19 protein-coding genes are annotated in these 18,918 nt (G+C 72.6%); 15 read left to right on the forward strand and 4 right to left on the reverse strand.

The genetic code is table 11. From position 1 onward, the window contains the following. Positions 1 to 20 precede the first annotated feature (20 nt). The 8 genes from rimO (at position 21) to SAM23877_RS25970 (ending at position 5,339) form a co-directional block, all read left to right on the forward strand. Positions 21 to 1,502 (forward strand): 30S ribosomal protein S12 methylthiotransferase RimO, encoded by a 1,482-nt coding sequence (gene rimO, locus SAM23877_RS25935; protein ID WP_053137991.1) that lies wholly within the window; start codon positions 21 to 23, stop codon positions 1,500 to 1,502. Continuing rightward, positions 1,499 to 2,332, forward strand: coding sequence for a CDP-diacylglycerol--glycerol-3-phosphate 3-phosphatidyltransferase (pgsA, locus tag SAM23877_RS25940; RefSeq protein WP_053137993.1), 834 nt, complete (start codon positions 1,499 to 1,501; stop codon positions 2,330 to 2,332). Before rimO ends, pgsA begins: the two co-directional genes overlap by 4 nt. Continuing rightward, the gene (locus SAM23877_RS25945) at positions 2,329 to 2,874 is read left to right on the forward strand and encodes a CinA family protein (RefSeq protein WP_053137996.1); all 546 of its coding nucleotides are present in this window, start codon (positions 2,329 to 2,331) and stop codon (positions 2,872 to 2,874) included. Before pgsA ends, SAM23877_RS25945 begins: the two co-directional genes overlap by 4 nt. A gap of 109 nt (positions 2,875 to 2,983) precedes the next feature. Continuing rightward, complete coding sequence (locus tag SAM23877_RS25950) at positions 2,984 to 3,364, forward strand: helix-turn-helix domain-containing protein (protein WP_053137999.1); 381 nt, start codon at positions 2,984 to 2,986, stop codon at positions 3,362 to 3,364. A 274-nt stretch (positions 3,365 to 3,638) separates the two neighbouring features. Then, positions 3,639 to 4,109, forward strand: a complete 471-nt coding sequence (locus SAM23877_RS25955; RefSeq protein WP_053138002.1) for a Dps family protein — start codon at positions 3,639 to 3,641, stop codon at positions 4,107 to 4,109. Between the two features lie 7 nt (positions 4,110 to 4,116). Then, positions 4,117 to 4,413, forward strand: coding sequence for a hypothetical protein (locus SAM23877_RS25960; RefSeq protein ID WP_053138006.1), 297 nt, complete (start codon positions 4,117 to 4,119; stop codon positions 4,411 to 4,413). Between the two features lie 60 nt (positions 4,414 to 4,473). Beyond that, positions 4,474 to 4,854 carry an ArsR/SmtB family transcription factor gene (locus SAM23877_RS25965; RefSeq protein ID WP_053138010.1) on the forward strand — a complete coding sequence of 127 codons (381 nt, stop codon included), beginning with the start codon at positions 4,474 to 4,476 and terminating at the stop codon, positions 4,852 to 4,854. Further along, entirely contained in the window at positions 4,854 to 5,339 is a 486-nt protein-coding gene (locus tag SAM23877_RS25970; protein WP_053138013.1) for an SRPBCC family protein, read from the forward strand. The genes SAM23877_RS25965 and SAM23877_RS25970 overlap by 1 nt, the downstream gene beginning before the upstream one ends. A gap of 96 nt (positions 5,340 to 5,435) precedes the next feature. On the opposite strand, the gene SAM23877_RS25975 is transcribed toward SAM23877_RS25970, so the two are convergent. Both SAM23877_RS25975 and SAM23877_RS25980 read right to left on the reverse strand, forming a co-directional pair. Further along, positions 5,436 to 6,275, reverse strand: a complete 840-nt coding sequence (locus SAM23877_RS25975) for an Fpg/Nei family DNA glycosylase (RefSeq protein WP_053138017.1) — start codon at positions 6,273 to 6,275, stop codon at positions 5,436 to 5,438. Positions 6,276 to 6,293: 18 nt separating this feature from the next. After that, a complete protein-coding gene (locus tag SAM23877_RS25980) occupies positions 6,294 to 11,372 on the reverse strand; it encodes an ATP-dependent helicase (RefSeq protein WP_053138020.1) in 5,079 nt (1,692 codons plus the stop codon). Positions 11,373 to 11,692: 320 nt separating this feature from the next. On the opposite strand from SAM23877_RS25980, the gene SAM23877_RS25985 reads away from it, so the two are divergent. From SAM23877_RS25985 to SAM23877_RS25995, 3 genes are read left to right on the forward strand one after another with little or no spacing between them, the layout of a single operon-like run. Next, positions 11,693 to 12,559: an AraC family transcriptional regulator gene (locus tag SAM23877_RS25985; RefSeq protein ID WP_053138024.1), complete on the forward strand. Its 867-nt coding sequence runs from the start codon at positions 11,693 to 11,695 to the stop codon at positions 12,557 to 12,559. Next, positions 12,556 to 13,302 (forward strand): AzlC family ABC transporter permease, encoded by a 747-nt coding sequence (locus tag SAM23877_RS25990; protein ID WP_053138031.1) that lies wholly within the window; start codon positions 12,556 to 12,558, stop codon positions 13,300 to 13,302. The genes SAM23877_RS25985 and SAM23877_RS25990 overlap by 4 nt, the downstream gene beginning before the upstream one ends. Beyond that, positions 13,299 to 13,607 carry an AzlD domain-containing protein gene (locus tag SAM23877_RS25995; RefSeq protein WP_053138034.1) on the forward strand — a complete coding sequence of 103 codons (309 nt, stop codon included), beginning with the start codon at positions 13,299 to 13,301 and terminating at the stop codon, positions 13,605 to 13,607. Before SAM23877_RS25990 ends, SAM23877_RS25995 begins: the two co-directional genes overlap by 4 nt. Positions 13,608 to 13,613: 6 nt before the next feature. Here SAM23877_RS25995 and SAM23877_RS26000 read toward each other — a convergent pair whose 3' ends face one another. Then, positions 13,614 to 14,567: a hypothetical protein gene (locus SAM23877_RS26000; RefSeq protein WP_053138037.1), complete on the reverse strand. Its 954-nt coding sequence runs from the start codon at positions 14,565 to 14,567 to the stop codon at positions 13,614 to 13,616. Between the two features lie 80 nt (positions 14,568 to 14,647). Here SAM23877_RS26000 and SAM23877_RS26005 point away from each other — a divergent pair, with 80 nt between their 5' ends. Then, positions 14,648 to 14,842, forward strand: a complete 195-nt coding sequence (locus tag SAM23877_RS26005) for a DUF3046 domain-containing protein (protein ID WP_053138040.1) — start codon at positions 14,648 to 14,650, stop codon at positions 14,840 to 14,842. Between the two features lie 60 nt (positions 14,843 to 14,902). Beyond that, positions 14,903 to 16,192 carry an AI-2E family transporter gene (locus tag SAM23877_RS26010; RefSeq protein WP_174532258.1) on the forward strand — a complete coding sequence of 430 codons (1,290 nt, stop codon included), beginning with the start codon at positions 14,903 to 14,905 and terminating at the stop codon, positions 16,190 to 16,192. A 21-nt stretch (positions 16,193 to 16,213) separates the two neighbouring features. Here SAM23877_RS26010 and SAM23877_RS26015 read toward each other — a convergent pair whose 3' ends face one another. Next, positions 16,214 to 16,414, reverse strand: coding sequence for a hypothetical protein (locus SAM23877_RS26015; protein ID WP_053138042.1), 201 nt, complete (start codon positions 16,412 to 16,414; stop codon positions 16,214 to 16,216). Between the two features lie 278 nt (positions 16,415 to 16,692). Between SAM23877_RS26015 and recA the strand changes: the two genes are divergently transcribed. Continuing rightward, on the forward strand, positions 16,693 to 17,811 hold the full coding sequence (recA, locus tag SAM23877_RS26020) for a recombinase RecA (protein WP_053138098.1): 1,119 nt from the start codon (positions 16,693 to 16,695) through the stop codon (positions 17,809 to 17,811). A gap of 3 nt (positions 17,812 to 17,814) precedes the next feature. Next, positions 17,815 to 18,735: a recombination regulator RecX gene (gene recX / locus SAM23877_RS26025; RefSeq protein ID WP_053138101.1), complete on the forward strand. Its 921-nt coding sequence runs from the start codon at positions 17,815 to 17,817 to the stop codon at positions 18,733 to 18,735. Positions 18,736 to 18,918 lie beyond the last annotated feature (183 nt).

Raw genomic sequence — 18,918 nt, forward strand, 5'->3', positions numbered from 1 at the left:
GACGAAGTAGTCTTGAGCCCATGCCTGAAAGCCGTACCGTCGCACTCGTCACCCTTGGCTGCGCCCGTAACGAGGTGGACTCGGAGGAGCTCGCAGGCCGTCTGGAGGCGGACGGCTGGAAGCTCGTCGAGGACGCCGAGGAAGCGGACGTCGCCGTCGTGAACACGTGCGGCTTCGTCGAGGCCGCCAAGAAGGACTCCGTCGACGCCCTCCTGGAGGCCAACGACCTCAAGGGCCACGGCAGAACGCAGGCCGTCGTGGCGGTGGGCTGCATGGCCGAGCGGTACGGCAAGGAGCTCGCCGAGGCCCTGCCCGAGGCCGACGGCGTCCTGGGCTTCGACGACTACGCCGACATCTCCGACCGCCTGCAGACCATCCTCAGTGGTGGCGTCCACGCCGCCCACACCCCCCGCGACCGGCGCAAGCTGCTGCCCATCAGCCCCGCCGAGCGGCAGGAGGCCGGAGCCGCCGTCGCACTGCCGGGGCACGGCCCCACCGACCTTCCCGAGGGAGTCGCCCCCGCCTCCGGCCCCCGCGCGCCGCTGCGCCGCCGCCTGGACGGCTCCCCGGTCGCCTCGGTGAAGCTGGCGTCCGGCTGCGACCGGCGCTGCTCCTTCTGCGCCATCCCGTCCTTCCGCGGCTCCTTCATCTCGCGCCGCCCGAGCGACGTGCTGAACGAGACACGGTGGCTGGCCGAGCAGGGCGTCAAGGAGATCATGCTGGTCTCCGAGAACAACACCTCCTACGGCAAGGACCTGGGCGACATCCGCCTGCTGGAGTCCCTGCTGCCGAACCTCGCCGACGTCGACGGCATCGAGCGGGTGCGCGTCAGCTACCTCCAGCCGGCCGAGATGCGCCCGGGACTCATCGACGTCCTGACCTCGACGCCGAAGGTGGTGCCCTACTTCGACCTCTCCTTCCAGCACTCCGCGCCGAACGTGCTGCGCGCGATGCGCCGCTTCGGCGACACCGACCGCTTCCTGGAGCTCCTGGACACCATCCGGAGCAAGGCCCCCGAGGCGGGCGTGCGCTCCAACTTCATCGTGGGCTTCCCCGGCGAGTCCGCCTCCGACCTCGCCGAGCTGGAGCGGTTCCTGAACCATGCCCGGCTGGACGCCATCGGCGTCTTCGGCTACTCCGACGAGGAGGGCACCGAGGCGGCGACCTACGGCGACAAGCTGGACGAGGACGTCGTGGCCGAGCGGCTGGCGCGGGTCTCCCGGCTGGCCGAGGAACTCGTCTCGCAGCGCGCCGAGGAGCGCGTCGGCGCGACCGTGCGCGTGCTCGTCGAGTCCATGGACTCCACCGACGACGGGGACGGCGTCCGCGGTCGCGCGGAGCACCAGGCGCCCGAGACGGACGGCCAGGTGCTGCTCACGAGCGGCGAAGGCCTGAGTGTCGGTCGTATGGTCGACGCGAAGGTGGTCGGTACGGAGGGTGTCGACCTGGTGGCCGAACCGCTGCTGGGATCGCCCGAGTGGAGTGAGGAGGCCGGCAGATGACCGGAGTCCCGGCGTCCGCGGCGGGCGGCTCCTCCGGTGCGCGCCGGACCGGCCCGCGCGGCGGCTCGGGAGCCGCTCAGGAACCGGTGGAGCGGACGACTCCGGGAGGAGCGACGGAACGGGGTGCCTCGGACAGGGGCGCCTCGGACAGGAGCCCCGTGGACAGGGGGGCCGTGGAACGAGGCGCCACCGAGGGCGGTGCGGCCGGGCGTGGTGGCAAGATCGCGGCCGCGGCCGTCAACCAGGCGAGCGTCTGGAACGTCGCCAACCTGCTGACGATGCTCCGGCTGCTCCTGGTGCCGGCCTTCGTCGCGCTGATGCTCGGCAACGGCGGGTACGACCCTGCCTGGCGTTCGTTCGCGTGGGCCGCCTTCGCCGTCGCCATGATCACCGACCTTTTCGACGGCCATCTGGCGCGCACCTACAACCTCGTCACCGACTTCGGGAAGATCGCCGACCCCATCGCCGACAAGGCGATCATGGGGGCGGCGCTCGTCTGCCTGTCCGCGCTGGGTGACCTGCCGTGGTGGGTGACGGCCGTCATCCTCGGCCGGGAACTCGGGATCACCGTGCTGCGTTTCGTGGTCATCCGGTACGGCGTCATCCCCGCCAGCCGCGGTGGCAAGCTCAAGACCCTCACCCAGGGCGTGGCCGTCGGCATGTACGTCCTGGCCCTGACGGGGCCCCTGGCGACGCTGAGGTTCTGGGTGATGGCGGCGGCGGTCGTGCTGACCGTGGTGACCGGGCTGGACTATGTGAAGCAGGCCATTGTGCTGCGCCGCCGGGGAATCGCTGAGCGCAGAGCGGCGTTGAGGGAGACGGAAGGTTGAGTTCCACGGCTGCCGACGTGGTGCGACTACTCACGGTGAGGGGTGAGACCCTCGCGGTCGCCGAGTCTCTCACCGGGGGGCTGGTGGCGGCCGAGATCACGACGGTCGCCGGGGCGTCGCGAGCCTTCCGAGGTTCGGTCACCGCCTACGCGACGGAGCTGAAGCGGGATCTGCTCGGCGTCGACGCGACGCTGCTCACGGCGCGCGGAGCGGTGGATCCGCAGGTCGCAGCCCAGATGGCGGCGGGCGTCCGCAAAGCGCTGGGTGCCGACTGGGGGATCGCGACGACCGGCGTCGCCGGCCCGGACCCGCAGGACGGACAGCCCGTCGGAACGGTCTTCGTGGCCGTCGACGGGCCTTTCGGAGGAGAAAACGGTTCCGCCTCTGGCGGAAAAGTGGAGGCGCTGCGGTTGAACGGCGACCGCGCGGAAATTCGTATGGAGAGTGTACGGAGCGTACTCGCACTCCTTCTGAGGGAGCTTGCGGGCGAACAGACCGGGAATGAGCGGGCACAGGATACGGAACGGAACGGGGGGTTTTGATGTTTGCAGCCCTGAGTGAACACGACATCGCTCCCCGCACGGCCGCGGCGCGAGGCGGTACGGTGGGGCGTGAAGGATGCGGTTACACGGTCCGAGGAGGGAGCCACCGATGATTCTGCTCCGTCGCCTGTTGGGTGACGTGCTGCGTCGGCAGCGCCAACGCCAGGGCCGTACTCTGCGCGAAGTCTCCTCGTCCGCCCGAGTCTCACTCGGCTATCTCTCCGAGGTGGAGCGGGGGCAGAAGGAGGCGTCGTCCGAGCTGCTCTCCGCCATCTGCGACGCGCTGGACGTACGGATGTCCGAGCTCATGCGGGAAGTCAGCGACGAACTCGCCCTCGCCGAACTGGCGCAGTCCGCTGCCGCCACGTCCAGCGAGACCGTACCCGCGCCGGTGCGCCCGATGCTGGGTTCCGTGTCGGTGACCGGTGTGCCACCGGAGCGGGTGACCATCAAGGCGCCCGCGGAGGCGGTGGACGTCGTCGCCGCCTGAGCGTCGAGAACGTGTGCGTGTGAGGCCCCGGCCGGGGTCTCTCCGGGAGACCGGAGAGGTGCGGTCGGGGTTTTTGCGTTGCGGGGCAGCCGCGCAGGGGTGGGTGAGCCCGCGGGGAGGGCTCGCGTGTGAGGGCCGGGGCGTTCCGGGCGGGGGAGTTCCGGTGCTCCAGGGCGGAGGAGGGCCCGTGTGCTGGTTCGCCCGGTTTGCCGGTACCTGGTCGTGCGGTCATCGTGGAGGGACATGGCCGGGGGGCCGACCGACGGAGGTGTGCATGTACGTCGTGAAGAGCCCGTTGTCCGACGCGAACCTGAAGACCGTCTCCGATGCGCTGCAGGGTGGCCTCGTCGACCTGGTGGACCTGGCGCTGGTGGCGAAGCAGATCCACTGGAACGTGGTCGGTCCGCGGTTCCGCTCCGTACACCTCCAGCTCGACGAACTCGTCGACACCGCCCGCACGCACTCGGACACCGTGGCGGAACGTGCCTCGGCGCTCGGTGTGTCCCCGGACGGGCGGGCCGCGACCGTGGCCGTCGGCAGTGGCATCGACGTGACCCCCGAAGGGTGGGTCGACGACACCACCGCGGTCCGGACGATCGTGGACGCTCTGGGCGCGGTCGTCGCGCGGATGCGGGAGCGGATCGCCGCGACCGGCGATCCGGATCCCGTGAGCCAGGACATCTTCATTCAGATCACGGCCGACCTGGAGAAACAGCACTGGATGTTCCAGGCCGGGAACGGATGACGCGGTTGTGACGCCGGTGCGGGCCGCTCGCGGGGCGGCCGCGCTGGTGCTCGGTGCGCTGTGGTGGTGGGCGGTGCTGCGCTTGGCGCTGGAGCCCGGCGCGGGGGTGCTCGAGGGAGCGGTCGCCGTCGGCGGGTGGGGGCTGAGCGTTCTGCCGGTGCACTGTGTGCCGCGGAGCCGGGCCGCGGGAGCCATCGGTGAGGGGCGGTGGCTCGGGGCCCTGCGTGCGGTCAAGGTGTCCGGCGGGTCGAAGGCGTCGGGGTCGGACGGGGTGCGGGACCGGTCCGGCTTCGGCAAGTCCTGAGGCGGGGTGGGTCTGTGCAGCGCTTTACAGCGGGAGCGAGTCGAGCTAACGTACAACCAAATGGTTGTAGATGGTGTTCTTGAAGAAGCCGAAGAGGGCATGGACCGTCTGTTCCATGCCCTGGCGGACACGACGCGCCGCGACATCGTCCGTCGCTGCGTACGGGACGACCTCTCGGTGTCGCGACTGGCCGAGGCCTACCCGATGAGTTTCGCCGCGGTGCAGAAGCACGTCGCGGTGCTGGAGCGGGCCGGTCTGGTGGTCAAGCGGCGTCGCGGACGCGAGCAACTCGTGCGCACCGATCCGGATGCCGTTCGACGGGCGCGGCAGGCCCTCGACGAACTGGAGTCCGCCTGGCGTGGCCGCGTGGAGCGGATGTCCCGTCTGCTCGACGAGGGCCCGGGACCCGAAGTGCACAACCCCACGGAAGGACAGGACTGATGACTGTCACCAGCATGGACAAGGATCCGGACCGTCTCACCCTCACCCTGGTCGCCGACTTCACCGCGCCGGTCGCCCGGGTGTGGCAGCTGTGGTCCGACCCCCGGCAGCTGGAGCGCTGGTGGGGTCCGCCGACCTATCCGGCCACGGTGGAGGAGTACGACCTGACGCCCGGCGGGGAGGTCACCTACTTCATGACCGGTCCGGAGGGGGACCAGTACCGGGGCTGGTGGCGGATCACCTCGGTGGACGCTCCGACGTCCCTGGAGTTCACCGACGGCTTCGCCGACGCCGAGGGCGTGCCGAGCGCGGACATGCCGACCACCTCCACGCGGGTGACGCTCACCGAGCGCGACGGCGGCACCCGCATGGAGATGCGTTCGGTCTTCGACACCGCGGAGCAGATGGAGCAGCTCGCGAAGATGGGCATGGAGGAAGGACTGCGGGAGGCGGTCGGCCAGATGGACGGCCTGCTCACGGGCTGAATCCCCCGGCCGCCTCCTCGGCCGAACGGCGTCGGCTCGGTCCGCACCTGCCGAGTGCCGTCGGCCGAGCCGACCGGCCGGGCGCGCCGACCCGTGTCAACGCACACCGCGCCGCCGCCCGGAACCGGCGAGGCCGCCTGGCCGCGGCGCGGGACCGGCCTGGCACGTCGGGCACCAGTACGTGGGGCGTTCGCGGGACCCGTCGCCCTGGTCCGCCAGACGGATCGATGTGCCGCAGCGCAGGCAGGGGCGCGGGGCGCGGCTGTACACGAACAGATCCTGGCCGCGCAGGCCCGTCGTACGGCGGACGGGGCGGTCGCGGTTGGCCTCCAGGAGCTTCTTCGCGAGTACGGGCACCTTCGCCGCGAGTGCGGGGGGCAGGTCCCCGACGGGCAGCCAGGGCGTGACGCCGAGCAGGAAGCAGAGCTCGCACTTGTAGACGTTGCCGATGCCGGCGAGATTGCGCTGGTCGAGCAGGGCCTCACCGAGCGGACGGGCCGGGTCCGCGCGCAGGTTGGCCAGGGCCTGTTCCGGATTCCAGTCCGGGCCCAGCAGGTCGGGGCCGAGGTGACCGACGGCGCGCTCCTCGTCGGCGGTGCGGAGGAGTTCCAGCACCGGGAGGCGGTAGCCGACGGCCGTGCGGTCGGTGGTGCCGAGGATCACCCGGATCTGGTGTGCCGGTCCGCCGCTCCAGCGCTGCCCTGCCGCGAACACCTTCCACGAGCCGTCCATCCGCAGGTGCGAGTGGACCGTCAGGCCCCCCTCGACGCGGGTGAGCAGGTGCTTTCCGCGCGCGGTGACGTCCAGGACCGCACGGCCGGTGAGGTCGGCCGTGGCGTACCGGGGCACGCGGAAGTCGCTGCGGATCAGCATCTTGCCGGCGAGGGCCTCGTGCAGCCGCCGCGCGGCCTGCCAGACCGTGTCTCCTTCGGGCATGGATCAAGGGTGACAGGCTCAGGCCCTGATGCGCAGTCCGCGTGGGGTGGCGATGAAGCCCGCTTCCTCCAGGAGGGGGCCGAAGGGGGACGTCAGGGCCGCCGTGCCGTTGACGCGTTCCACCGTGACCGTGCCGAGGGACCCGGCGCGGGCGGCCGTGCCGAGCGCCTCCGCGGCTGCCCGCAGGCGGAGGTCGTCACCGGGGGAGGCGTCCGGATCGGAGGGCCAGAGCAGCAGTGTCTTGCCGCCGCGCTCCATGTAGAGCACCGGCTCACCCTCGACGAGCACCACCAGCGACCCGGCCTTGCGGCCCGGCTTGTGCGTGGCACCGGCCGGGGGCTCGGGCCAGGTCAGGGCCGCGCCGTACGCGTTCGCCGGATCGGCGGCGGCCAGGACGACGGCCCGTGGACCGGTGGAGAGGCGGTCGCGGCGGCCGGGGAAGCCGGTGGCGAACGAGCCCCGCGGTCCGCCGTAGCCGCCCTGCGCCCCGCCTCCGCGCGGTCCCCCGGCGCCCGGGTCCGCGTAGTCGCGAGGGGAGACGTAGTCATCCCGGGTGGAGGGGCGCTGCCGCGGGGGCGTGGACGCGTCGCCGGATCGGCCCGGGGCGCCGGTGCCCGCGTCACCGCCGAACGGGAAGTCGTCGAAGGGGAAGTCGCCCCTGGCCGGGTCGCCTGACCAGTCGGCCCCGTCAGCCCCAGCCCCGTCAGTCCCGTCAGCTCTGTCAGCTCTGTCAGCCCCGCGTGATCCGTCGGCCCCGTAGGACTCGTTCGAACCGCCGGACCAGTCGGATCCGTCCCGGGCGGTGGGGCCGGGGAGGCCGCCGCTGAAGTCGGGTCGTTCGGGTGAAGCCTCGCCGCGGTCCCGGGCGTTCGCGACGGCGCGCAGCCGGTCGACGGCGCCCTCCATGGCGAACTGCGCCGCGCCGAGCCCTTCCACGACGTAACCGCGCCTGGCCTGCCCGCTCTCCTCGAAGGCGGCCAGGATGCGGTACACCGCGGAGAAGCCTCCCTCGACGCCCTCCGCGGCGACGGCACCGCGGGTCACCACGCCGTGCCGGTCGAGGAGGGCACGGGCCAGGGCGTGCGCGCGTACCGTGGCGTCGGCCTCACGGTCCGGGAGCAGCGACCAGCGGCCCGCCACGGTCGGGGGGCCGGTGCGGGACGCGGTGCGGGCGGCGGCCGTCAGCGAGCCGTAGCGCCCACGAGGCACGCCGCGCTTGGCCCGGTGGGCGGTGGACCCGGCGGTGCGGCCGGAGCCGAGCAGGGAGCGCAGGGGCGCGAGCGTGTCGTTCGTCAGCCGGCCGGACCAGGCCAGCTCCCAGAGGGCGTCGGCCAACTGCGGATCGGTGGCCTCCGGGTGGGTGGTGGCGCGCACTTGGTCGGCGATCTGCCGGAAGAACAGCCCGTACCCGCCCGAGAGACTGCTCAGGACGGACTCGTGGAGGGCGGTCGTCTCCAAGGGGTGCGGGGGCGGCAGGAGCAGGGGAGCGGCGTCCGCGAGGTAGAGCGACACCCAGCCGTCCTTCCCGGGGAGCGAACCGGCTCCCGCCCACACCACTTCGCCGGCGGCCGTGAGCTCGTCCAGCATCGCCGGGCTGTAGTTCGCCACGCGGGAGGGCAGGACCAGCTTCTCCAGGGCTGAGGCGGGCACGGAGGCGCCCTGCAGCTGCTCGACGGCCCGGACGAGACCGTCGATCCCGCGCAAGGCGTGCCCCTTGCCGATGTGCTGCCACTGGGGCAGGAACTGGCCCAGCGCGGCCGGCGGCACCGGCTCCAGCTCGTGTCGCAGCGCGGCCAGGGAGCGGCGCCGCAGCCTGCGCAGGACCGTCGCGTCGCACCACTCCTGGCCGATCCCGGCCGGATGGAACTCGCCCTGCACGACCCGCCCCGCCGCGGCGAGCCGTTGCAGGGCGCCCTCGGTCACCGCGACGCCCAGGCCGAAGCGTGCCGCCGCGGTGACCGACGTGAAGGGGCCGTGGGTGCGGGCGTATCGGGCGAGCAGGTCGCCGAGCGGGTCCTTCACCGGTTCGGTGAACGCCTCGGGCACGCCGACGGGCAGCGCGGTGCCCAGCGCGTCGCGCAGCCGGCCCGCGTCCTCGATGGCCGCCCAGTGGTCGGCACCGGCGATGCGCACCCGGATCGCCCGGCGGGCGGCGGCCAGCTCCTGCGCCCAGTGCGGTTCTGCGCCCCGCTCGGTGAGCTCGGCGTCCGTGAGCGGGCCGAGCAGGCGCAACAGGTCCGCGACGCTCTCCGAGTCCTTGGCGCGGCGGTCCTCGGTGAGCCACTGCAGCTCGCGCTCCAGCTCGGTGAGCACCTCCGCGTCGAGCAGCTCCCGCAGCTCCGCCTGACCGAGCAGCTCGGCGAGCAGCCGTGAGTCCAGGGAGAGGGCGGCGGCACGGCGCTCGGCGAGCGGCGAGTCGCCCTCGTACAGGAACTGGGCGACGTATCCGAAGAGCAGGGAGCGGGCGAACGGGGACGGCTCGGGCGTGGTGACCTCGACCAGGCGCACCTTGCGGGACTCCAGGTCGCCCATCAGCTCGACCAGGCCGGGGACGTCGAAGACGTCCTGGAGGCACTCGCGGACCGCCTCCAGGACGATGGGGAACGAGCCGTACTCGCTCGCGACCTCCAGCAACTGGGCGGCGCGCTGGCGCTGCTGCCACAGCGGGGTCCGCTTGCCGGGGCTGCGGCGCGGCAGCAGCAGCGCGCGGGCGGCGCACTCGCGGAAGCGGGACGCGAACAGGGCCGAGCCTCCCACCTGGTCGGTGACGACACGGTCGACCTCGCCCTTGTCGAAGACCACGTCGCCCGCGCCGACGGGCGCCTGCTCGGCGTCGTACTCCAGGCCGGGCTTCGCCGGTTCACCGTCGAGCAGGTCCAGGCTCATCAGGTCGGCGTCCGGCAGACGCAGCACGATCCCGTCGTCGGCATGCATGACCTGGGCGTCCATGCCGTACCGCTCGGTCAGCCTGGCGCCGAGCGCGAGGGCCCAGGGGGCGTGCACCTGGGCTCCGAAGGGGGAGTGGACCACGACCCGCCAGTCGCCCAGCTCGTCCCGGAAACGCTCCACGACGATGGTGCGGTCGTCGGGGATGTGGCCGCAGGCTTCGCGCTGTTCGTCGAGATACGCCAGGACGTTGTCCGCGGCCCAGGCGTCCAGGCCCGCGGTGACCAGGCGGAGCCGGGCGTCCTCCTCGGTGAGGGAGCCGACCTCGCGCAGGAACGCGCCCAGGGCCCTGCCCAGCTCCAGGGGGCGGCCCAACTGGTCGCCCTTCCAGAACGGCAGCCGTCCCGGCACGCCCGGGGCGGGGGAGACCAGGACGCGGTCGCGGGTGATGTCCTCGATGCGCCAGGAACTGGTGCCGAGGGTGAAGACGTCGCCCACGCGGGACTCGTAGACCATCTCCTCGTCGAGCTCGCCGACCCGGCCGCCGCCCTTCTTCGGGTCGGCGCCGGCGAGGAAGACCCCGAAGAGGCCGCGGTCGGGGATCGTGCCGCCCGAGGTGACGGCGAGGCGCTGCGCGCCCGGGCGGCCGGTGACGGTGCCGGTGACCCGGTCCCACACCACGCGCGGGCGCAGCTCGGCGAAGGCGTCGGACGGATAGCGTCCCGCGAGCATGTCCAGGACGGCGGTGAAGGCGGATTCCGGCAGTGAGGCGAACGGGGCGGCGCGGCGGACGGTGGCGAGCAGGTCGTCGACCTGCCAGGAGTCCAGCGCGGTCATGGCCACGATCTGCTGGGCCAGGACGTCCAGCGGGTTGGCGGGGACCCTGAGGGCCTCGATGGCACCGCTGCGCATCCGCTCGGTGACCACGGCGGCCTGCACCAGGTCGCCGCGGTACTTGGGGAACACGACGCCCGTGGACACGGCGCCGACCTGGTGGCCCGCGCGGCCGACGCGCTGGAGACCGGAGGCGACCGAGGGCGGTGACTCGACCTGGACGACGAGGTCGACGGCGCCCATGTCGATGCCCAGCTCGAGACTGGAGGTGGCGACGACCGCCGGCAGACGGCCCGCCTTCAGATCCTCCTCGACCAGGGCGCGCTGCTCCTTGGAGACCGATCCGTGGTGGGCGCGGGCGATCACCGAGGGGGCGCCCTGCGCGGCTCCCGAGCCGCCCATGAGCTCGGCGGGGGAGTGGTGCTCTTCCAGGGACTCGCCGGTCGCACGCTCGTACGCGATCTCGTTGAGCCGGTTGCACAGGCGCTCGGCCAGGCGCCGGGAGTTGGCGAAGACGATGGTCGAGCGGTGCGACTGGACGAGGTCGGTGATCCGCTCCTCGACGTGCGGCCAGATCGACGGGCGCTCCGCGCCCTCGTTGCCGTCGGCGACCGGGGAGCCGCCCAGCTCGGCCAGGTCCTCGACCGGGACCACCACGGAGAGGTCGAACTCCTTGCCCGAGGCCGGCTGGACGATCTCCACCTTGCCGCGCGGGGCGAGGAAGCGTGCGACCTCGTCCACCGGCCGGACCGTCGCCGAGAGGCCGATGCGCCGGGCGGGCTTCGGCAGCAACTCGTCCAGCCGCTCCAGGGTGAGCGCGAGGTGGGCGCCGCGCTTGGTGCCCGCGACGGCGTGCACCTCGTCCAGGATCACCGTCTCGATGCCGGTCAGCGCTTCGCGCGTGGCCGACGTCAGCATGAGGAACAGGGACTCCGGAGTGGTGATCAGGATGTCCGGCGGGCGGGTGGAGAGGGCGCGGCGCTCGGCGGCCGGGGTGTCACCCGAGCGGATGCCGACCTTGACCTCGGGCTCGGGCAGGCCCAGACGGACGGATTCCTGGCGGATGCCGGTCAGCGGGCTGCGGAGATTGCGCTCGACGTCGACGGCCAACGCCTTGAGCGGCGAGACGTACAGGACGCGGCAGCGCTTCTTGGGGTCGGCCGGCGGGGGCGTCGAGGCCAGCTGGTCCAGGGCGGCGAGGAAGGCGGCCAGTGTCTTGCCGGAGCCGGTCGGGGCGACCACCAGCACGTCCGAGCCCCGCGAGATCGCCTTCCAGGTGCCCGCCTGGGCGGCGGTGGGCGCGGAGAAGGCACCCGTGAACCAACCGCGGGTCGCGGGGGAGAAGCCGTCCAGGGCTCGGTGTGCGGAGCTGACCATGGATCCATCGTGCACCCGAGCACTGACAATCGGCCCGATCCGGCCGTGGGGCGGGTTGCTCGGTGGCCGGACCGGACGGACCGGCAGGACAGGGCGGCAGGACGGGGTGGCAGGACGGGGCGGCAGGACGGGGTGGCAGGACAGGGCGGCAGGACGGGGTGGCAGGACGTGGGATGAGGCGGCGTTGACGGTTCGGTGCCGACGGCCGGCGACGCGGGCCGACGGTGGAGGCGGGGCCGGTCGCGGCAACGCAGCCCCGGGGGGACGGACCCGGTGGCCCAGGGCCCGGGCGGCGGTGCCCGGTGACGGAGAATGGGCGCATGGCGGGATCGGGTGAGCGGGCACGGCACTGGCGGTATGCGGAGCTGCCCCACGTCGATCTGCTGCGGGCCCGGTACATCCGGAAGACCTTCGCACGCCACACCCACGAGCACTTCGTCATCGCCGCCATCGCCGACGGCGTGGACGTCTTCCACCACGGCGGCAGCGACCAGTACGCCGGAGCGGGATCACTCGCCCTGGTCAACCCCGACACCCCGCACACGGGGCGGGCCGGAGGACCCGAGGGATGGCGCTACGGGGCCGTCTACCCGGCGCCCGGACTCGTGGCCGGGATCGCGGCGGAGACGACCACACTGCGCGGGACGCCCGGCTTCGTGCGACCGGTGCTCGACGATCCGTACGCCGTCGAGCTGGTGCACCGCGTGCTGCGCGCCGCCGACGAGGGGAACGCGCTCGCCGCCGACACGCTGCTGCGGGTGGCGGTGACCCGGTTGCTGCGGTTGAACGGCGGCCCGTTGCCCCGGCGGCAGGTGCGGACGGCCGGGGCCGGGAGCGCGGCACGCGCGCGTGCCGCGCTGGAGGAGAGGATGGCCGACCCGCCGAGCCTGGAGCGCCTCGCCGGGGAGCTGGGAACCAGCCCCTTCGCGCTGCTGCGTGCCTTCCGCGACACGTACGGCATGCCGCCCCACGCCTGGCTGACGGACGCCCGTGTGCGCCGGGCGCGGCGGCTGCTGGACGCCGGGACGGCCCCGGCCGAGGCGGCCGTCGCCGTGGGTTTCACCGACCAGCCGCATCTGAACCGGCACTTCGCGCGGATCGTGGGTGTGCCTCCCGGGGCGTACCAACGCGAGCGCAAGAACGTACAAGACGCACGGCGGCGGCCTCTCCTACCGTCCGAGGCGTGACAGAACAGACAGCCGATCCCGACACGCGCGCCGTCGGAGCCAAGCCGGACGCCGCCGTCGTACGGGACGCCCTCGGGGTGGGAGTCGCCGTCGGACTGTCCGGGTTCGCCTTCGGGGTGACCTCGGCCGGCAGCGGGCTCACACTGCCGCAGACCTGCGCGCTCAGCCTCCTGGTGTTCACCGGAGCGTCCCAGTTCGCGCTCGTGGGTGCCCTCGCGGCCGGCGGCAACCCGCTCACCGCCGCAGCGGGAGCCTTCTTCCTGGGCGTGCGCAACGCCTTCTACGGACTGCGGCTGTCGCAGTTGCTGGCCCTCCCGCGCGCGGTGCGGCCGTTCGCCGCGCAGTGGGTCATCGACGAGACCACGGCCGTGGCCCTCGCGCAGCCGACGCGGCGCGGCGCCAGGATCGGGTTCACCGTCACCGGGCTCACCCTCTACCTGCTGTGGAACCTGACCACCCTGCTCGGCGCGCTGGGGGCGGAGGCCATCGGGGACACCGACGCCTGGGGGCTCGACGCCGCCGGCCCCGCGGTCTTCCTGGCCCTGCTCGCGCCGATGCTGACGACCACCACCGAGCGCGCGGTCGCCGCGCTGGCCGTCCTCCTGGGGCTCGGCCTGCTTCCCGTGCTGCCCGCCGGCGTGCCCGTCCTGGTGGCCGCTTCGGCGGCACCCGTCGTGCTGTGGGCGCGAGGACGCCGCGCTGGCGAGGCCGGAGAGGGCTCCGCGCGGGAGGGGAAGCGGTGAACGTCTGGATCGCCATCGGCGTGACGGCGGTGGGCTGCTACGCCGTCAAGCTCCTCGGCCTCCTGGTGCCCGCCGGCGCCATGGAGCGGCCCCTGGTGCGGCGCCTCGCCGCCCTGCTTCCCGTCGCTCTCCTCGCCGCGCTCACCGCCCAGCAGACCTTCGCCGACGGGCAGGCGCTCGTGCTGGACGCCCGGGCCGCGGGAGTCGCCGCGGCCGCCGTCGCGCTGGTGCTGCGCGCACCGTTCCTGCTCGTCGTCGCGGCGGCCGTGGTGGTGACCGCGGGGGTGCGAGCCATGGGCGGCTGAGCGGGGTCAGCCGAGGGAACGTCCGTACGCGCGGAGTGTGCGCAGGGCCTCCAGCGTCACCCCTGGGCGGGCTTCCAGGGCGGGGGCAGGCGCCCAGTGGCGCCAGCGGACGGGCCAGCCTCCGTCCTCGTCCTGCGCCGACGCGAGGAAGTCGAGGGAGCGGGCCATCTCGTCGTCCGTGAACCACGCGCGCGCGAGGGAGTGCGGATGCCTCGCGTAGTCGTGGGGGAAGTGGTGCTCGCCCGGGGCGTAGCCGGGGGAGACCGGGTACGCGTCGAGGTCGTCCGGGTCCAGCGCCGCGAGGCGCTGCTCGCGCACCAGGTGGCCCAGCCGGTCGGCTGCGGCCTGGGCGCGGGGGCGGTCGGGGGCGGCGTCCAGGAAGGCCACGGCGGCCTCGACCTCGTAGGGGTGCGAGGTCGTCAGCGATTCGACCGCCTGCCAGCAGAAGTCCGTGGCCCGGAAGAGCCAGGCGTGCCAGACCTCGTTGCGGTGCAGCAGACCGACCACCGGACCGGTGGCGAGAAGCTCGCCGGGCGGGTCGTCGACGACCGGCACGAACGGCGCGGTGGGATACCCGCGCTGGCTGGGACGGATCGCCGGCAGGGCACCCTCCGGGGTGGACACGGACGTCAGGTAGCGGCACATCCGCTCCACGCGCTGTCCGCCGCAGCGTCCCACGGCGTCCAGGACGCGCAGGGCGTGCGCGGTGTGCAGCGGCTGGCTGACCGGACCGCGCAGATCGGGTTCCAGTGCGTGGGCGTATCCACCGTCCTCGTTGCGGTAGGCGTCCAGCGCGGTCTCCACCGGGTCGGCGGCGCCGCCGCGGAAGTGGAACGCGAAGAGGCGCTGTTCCAGTACGCGCGCGGTGAGCCAGACGAAGTGCTCCGCGCGCGCGAGCGGGGAGCGCGCCTCGGAGGTCGGGGGCGACTGGGGGAGTGGGGAAGCTCCGTTTTCGGCCATGGTCAGACCGTAGGGCGGAAAGCGGTACCGGCACCCGGTCCCGGCTCAGGGCCCACCCTCAGGGGCGGGATACTGGAGTCATGCGGTTGACGGTCTTCTGGGAGCGGATGACGGATCACTTCGGTCCGGGCTACGCCGACACCTTCGCGCACGATCACGTGATGTCGGAGCTGGGCGGGCGTACGGTGCACGAGGCGCTGGACGCCGGCTGGGACGCCAAGGACGTGTGGCAGGTGGTCTGCACCGTCATGAACGTGCCCCGGGAACAGCGCTGACCGGTCACGAAGATCGCCGGACGGTACTCCGCTGTCACCGGCGTGGGCGAGACTTGCTCCGTGGCACCCACTGACGAGACCGGGCAGGCGACCCGGCACGCATCCCCGACCGGCACGACGCCGCCCACCGGGCCCCCGGCCGACGGCACCGCCGGGCCGGGCGCCCGCATGCCGCGCTGGCTGCCGCGCGCCATGGTGCTGGCCCTCACGCTCATCGCCGTCTTCCAGCTGGGCAGCTGGGCCTTCCACCAGCTCACCGGCCTGCTGATCAACATCCTCATCGCGTTCTTCCTGGCTCTCGCCATCGAACCCGCGGTGAGCTGGATGGCCGGCCGCGGACTGCGCCGCGGGCTGGCCACCTTCCTCGTCTTCCTCGCCGTCCTGGCCGCCGCCGCGGGGTTCGTCACGCTGCTCGGTTCGATGCTGGCGGGCCAGATCGTCAAGATGGTCGAGGACTTCCCCGACTACCTCGACTCCGTCATCGCCTGGGTCAACGGCCACTTCCACACGGAGTTGAGACGGGTCGACATCCAGGAGGGACTGCTCCGCTCCGACTGGTTGCGCAACTACGTGCAGAACAGCGCCACGGGCGTCCTGGACGTGTCGGCCCAGGTCCTGGGCGGCCTGTTCCAGCTTCTGACGGTTCTGCTGTTCGCCTTCTACTTCGCCGCCGACGGCCCCCGGCTGCGGCGCGCGCTCTGCTCCGTCCTGCCGCCCGCCCGGCAGGCCGAGGTGCTGCGCGCGTGGGAGATCGCCGTGGACAAGACCGGCGGTTACCTGTACTCGCGCGGCCTGATGGCGCTGATCTCCGGCATAGCGCACTACATCCTGCTGGAGATCCTGGAGGTGCCCTACGCGCCCGCGCTCGCTGTGTGGGTCGGCTTGGTGTCGCAGTTCATCCCCACCATCGGCACCTATCTCGCGGGCGCCCTGCCCATGCTGATCGCCTTCACGGTCAACCCCTGGTACGCGCTGTGGGTACTGGTCTTCGTGGTGATCTATCAGCAGTTCGAGAACTACGTCCTCCAGCCCAAGCTGACGTCCAAGACCGTGGACATCCACCCGGCGGTCGCCTTCGGTTCGGTCGTCGCGGGCGCCGCCCTGCTCGGCGCCGTCGGCGCGCTGATCGCCATTCCGGCGATCGCCACCCTGCAGGCGTTCCTCGGGGCCTACGTGAAGCGCTACGACGTCACGGACGATCCCCGTGTCCACGGGCGCCGGGGCCGCCGCTCGGTGCCCGGGACATCGACGCGCCTGCGGAAGCTGTGGGCCCGCCGCCCGGAACACGGCAGTTCCGCAACGGAGGGGGCGGGAGACGGCGGCTCCTCCCAGGGCCGCGCCGACACGTGACGCCGGGGCGGACGCGCGGGGTCAGCCCTGCGGCTCCTGTGGCTTGGCGTCGATCTCCCGCAGGTTTCGGTCCTTGAACCCGGTGCGGGTCTCCGTGCGATGACCGCGGGCGATGTAGTCCCGCATCACCGCCTCGACGGCGTCCTGGGGTGAGCCGATACCGGCCAGGACCATCACTTCCACCACCAGTTCGGCGTCGAGACCGACGTTGACCTTGGCCATGGTGTCCCCCTCGTCACGTGGCCTCCGCACTCTAGCCACCCGGCCGCCGGGCCGGCGGACGTACGCTCGGAGGTGCCGCGTGGTGCGCTTGACACGAAAATCGAACATCCATTCTTATGGAGGCTCTGGCGAGGCTCGTGACGGGCGATTCGACTGGGTTCGGGCGGATAAGTGCCCGAGTTATCCACAGGCCGGACCCGCATCAGGGCGGATTGTCAGTGGCAGGCATTAGCGTCTTTGACGTGAAGCGATCGAATCAAGCAAACCGGGTGGAACCCATGGCAGGAACCGACCGCGAGAAGGCTCTTGACGCCGCACTCGCACAGATTGAACGGCAGTTCGGCAAGGGCGCGGTCATGCGCATGGGCGACCGGTCGAAGGAGCCCATCGAGGTCATCCCGACCGGGTCGACCGCGCTCGACGTGGCCCTCGGCGTCGGCGGCCTGCCGCGCGGCCGCGTCATCGAGGTCTACGGTCCGGAGTCCTCCGGTAAGACGACCCTGACCCTGCACGCCGTGGCGAACGCGCAGAAGGCCGGCGGCCAGGTGGCGTTCGTGGACGCGGAGCACGCCCTCGACCCCGAGTACGCGCAGAAGCTCGGCGTCGACATCGACAACCTGATCCTGTCCCAGCCGGACAACGGTGAGCAGGCCCTGGAGATCGTGGACATGCTGGTCCGCTCCGGCGCCCTCGACCTCATCGTCATCGACTCCGTCGCCGCGCTCGTCCCGCGCGCGGAGATCGAGGGCGAGATGGGTGACAGCCACGTCGGTCTCCAGGCCCGGCTGATGAGCCAGGCGCTGCGGAAGATCACCAGCGCGCTCAACCAGTCCAAGACCACCGCGATCTTCATCAACCAGCTCCGCGAGAAGATCGGCGTCATGTTCGGCTCCCCGGAGACCACGACCGGTGGCCGGGCGCTCAAGTTCTACGCCTCGGTGCGACTCGACATCCGACGCATCGAGACGCTCAAGGACGGCACCGACGCGGTCGGCAACCGCACGCGCGTCAAGGTCGTCAAGAACAAGGTCGCGCCGCCCTTCAAGCAGGCCGAGTTCGACATCCTCTACGGCCAGGGCATCAGCCGCGAGGGCGGCCTGATCGACATGGGCGTGGAGCACGGCTTCGTCCGCAAGGCCGGCGCCTGGTACACGTACGAGGGCGACCAGCTCGGCCAGGGCAAGGAGAACGCGCGCAACTTCCTGAAGGACAACCCCGACCTCGCCAACGAGATCGAGAAGAAGATCAAGGAGAAGCTGGGCGTCGGAGTCCGTCCCGAGGAGCCGACGGCCACCGAGTCCGGACCGGACGCCGCGACGGCCGAATCCGCACCGGCGGTGCCCGCGCCCGCGACCGCCAAGGTCACCAAGGCCAAGGCCGCGGCAGCCAAGAGCTGACCCGTGACACGACGAACCGACTGGGCCGAGTACGCCTACCCGGATGCCGCTGCGCGCGAGCGTGAGCGGAGGAGACCGGGTGGCCACGGCTCCGCCGGGACGGACGACGGCGCGTACGGGGCGGCTGCGGCCCCGTACGAGACCGACCTGTCCGCCGCCGCGGATGTCCCGGCCGGCGTCTTCGCGCCGAACGGCGCGGGGGACATGGACGACACCGAGGGCAGGTACGACACGGGGGAGACGCACGACGCCGGTTCGCCCGGCGGCGGGGCGCGCCGCGGTGACGGCGGGGCGCCCGGCGGTGGCGGACGGGGCCGGGGAACCGGCGGCGGGCGGGGGCGTCGACGGCGCGAGCCTGCGGAGCCCTTCGCCGAGGACGGAGGTGACGTCTCCTCGTCGAGGGCCGAGCAGGGGGAGCCTCCGCGGGACCCGGTCGAGCAGGCACGGGCGATCTGCCTGCGCCTGCTCACCGGGACCCCGCGCACACGCAGACAACTCGCCGACGCCCTGCGCAAGCGGGAGATCCCCGACGAGGCCGCGGAGGAGGTGCTGTCCCGGTTCGAGGAGGTCGGGCTGATCAACGACGGCGCCTTCGCCGACGCCTGGGTGGAGTCCCGCCATCACGGGCGTGGTCTGGCCCGGCGCGCGCTCGCCAGGGAACTGCGCACCAAGGGCGTCGAACCCACGCTCATCGACGCGGCGGTCTCCCGACTGGACTCCGAACAGGAGGAGGAGACGGCACGCGAGCTGGTCGACCGGAAGCTCCGCGCCACCCGAGGCCTCGACCGCGACAAGAGGCTGCGCCGCCTCGCGGGCATGCTGGCCCGCAAGGGCTACCCCGAGGGCATGGCCCTACGGGTGGTCCGCCAGGCGCTGGAGGAGGAGGGCGAGGACACGGAGTTCCTCGGCGACGGGGAGTTCTGATCCCCGATGCCTACCGTCCCGGAGGGCTGGCCCGTGCCGGCCGGCTGACCGCGTCGGCGGGGCCGCCGCGGGTCCGGAGTCGTGCGTCAGGAAGGCGGAGCAGATCGACCACCCTCCGCTCCGCCTGATCACCGAGGGCACCGCACATGCCGCACCGCACATGCCGCACCGCGGTACCGTCCG

The organism is Streptomyces ambofaciens ATCC 23877 (assembly GCF_001267885.1).
Lineage (GTDB): Bacteria > Actinomycetota > Actinomycetes > Streptomycetales > Streptomycetaceae > Streptomyces > Streptomyces ambofaciens.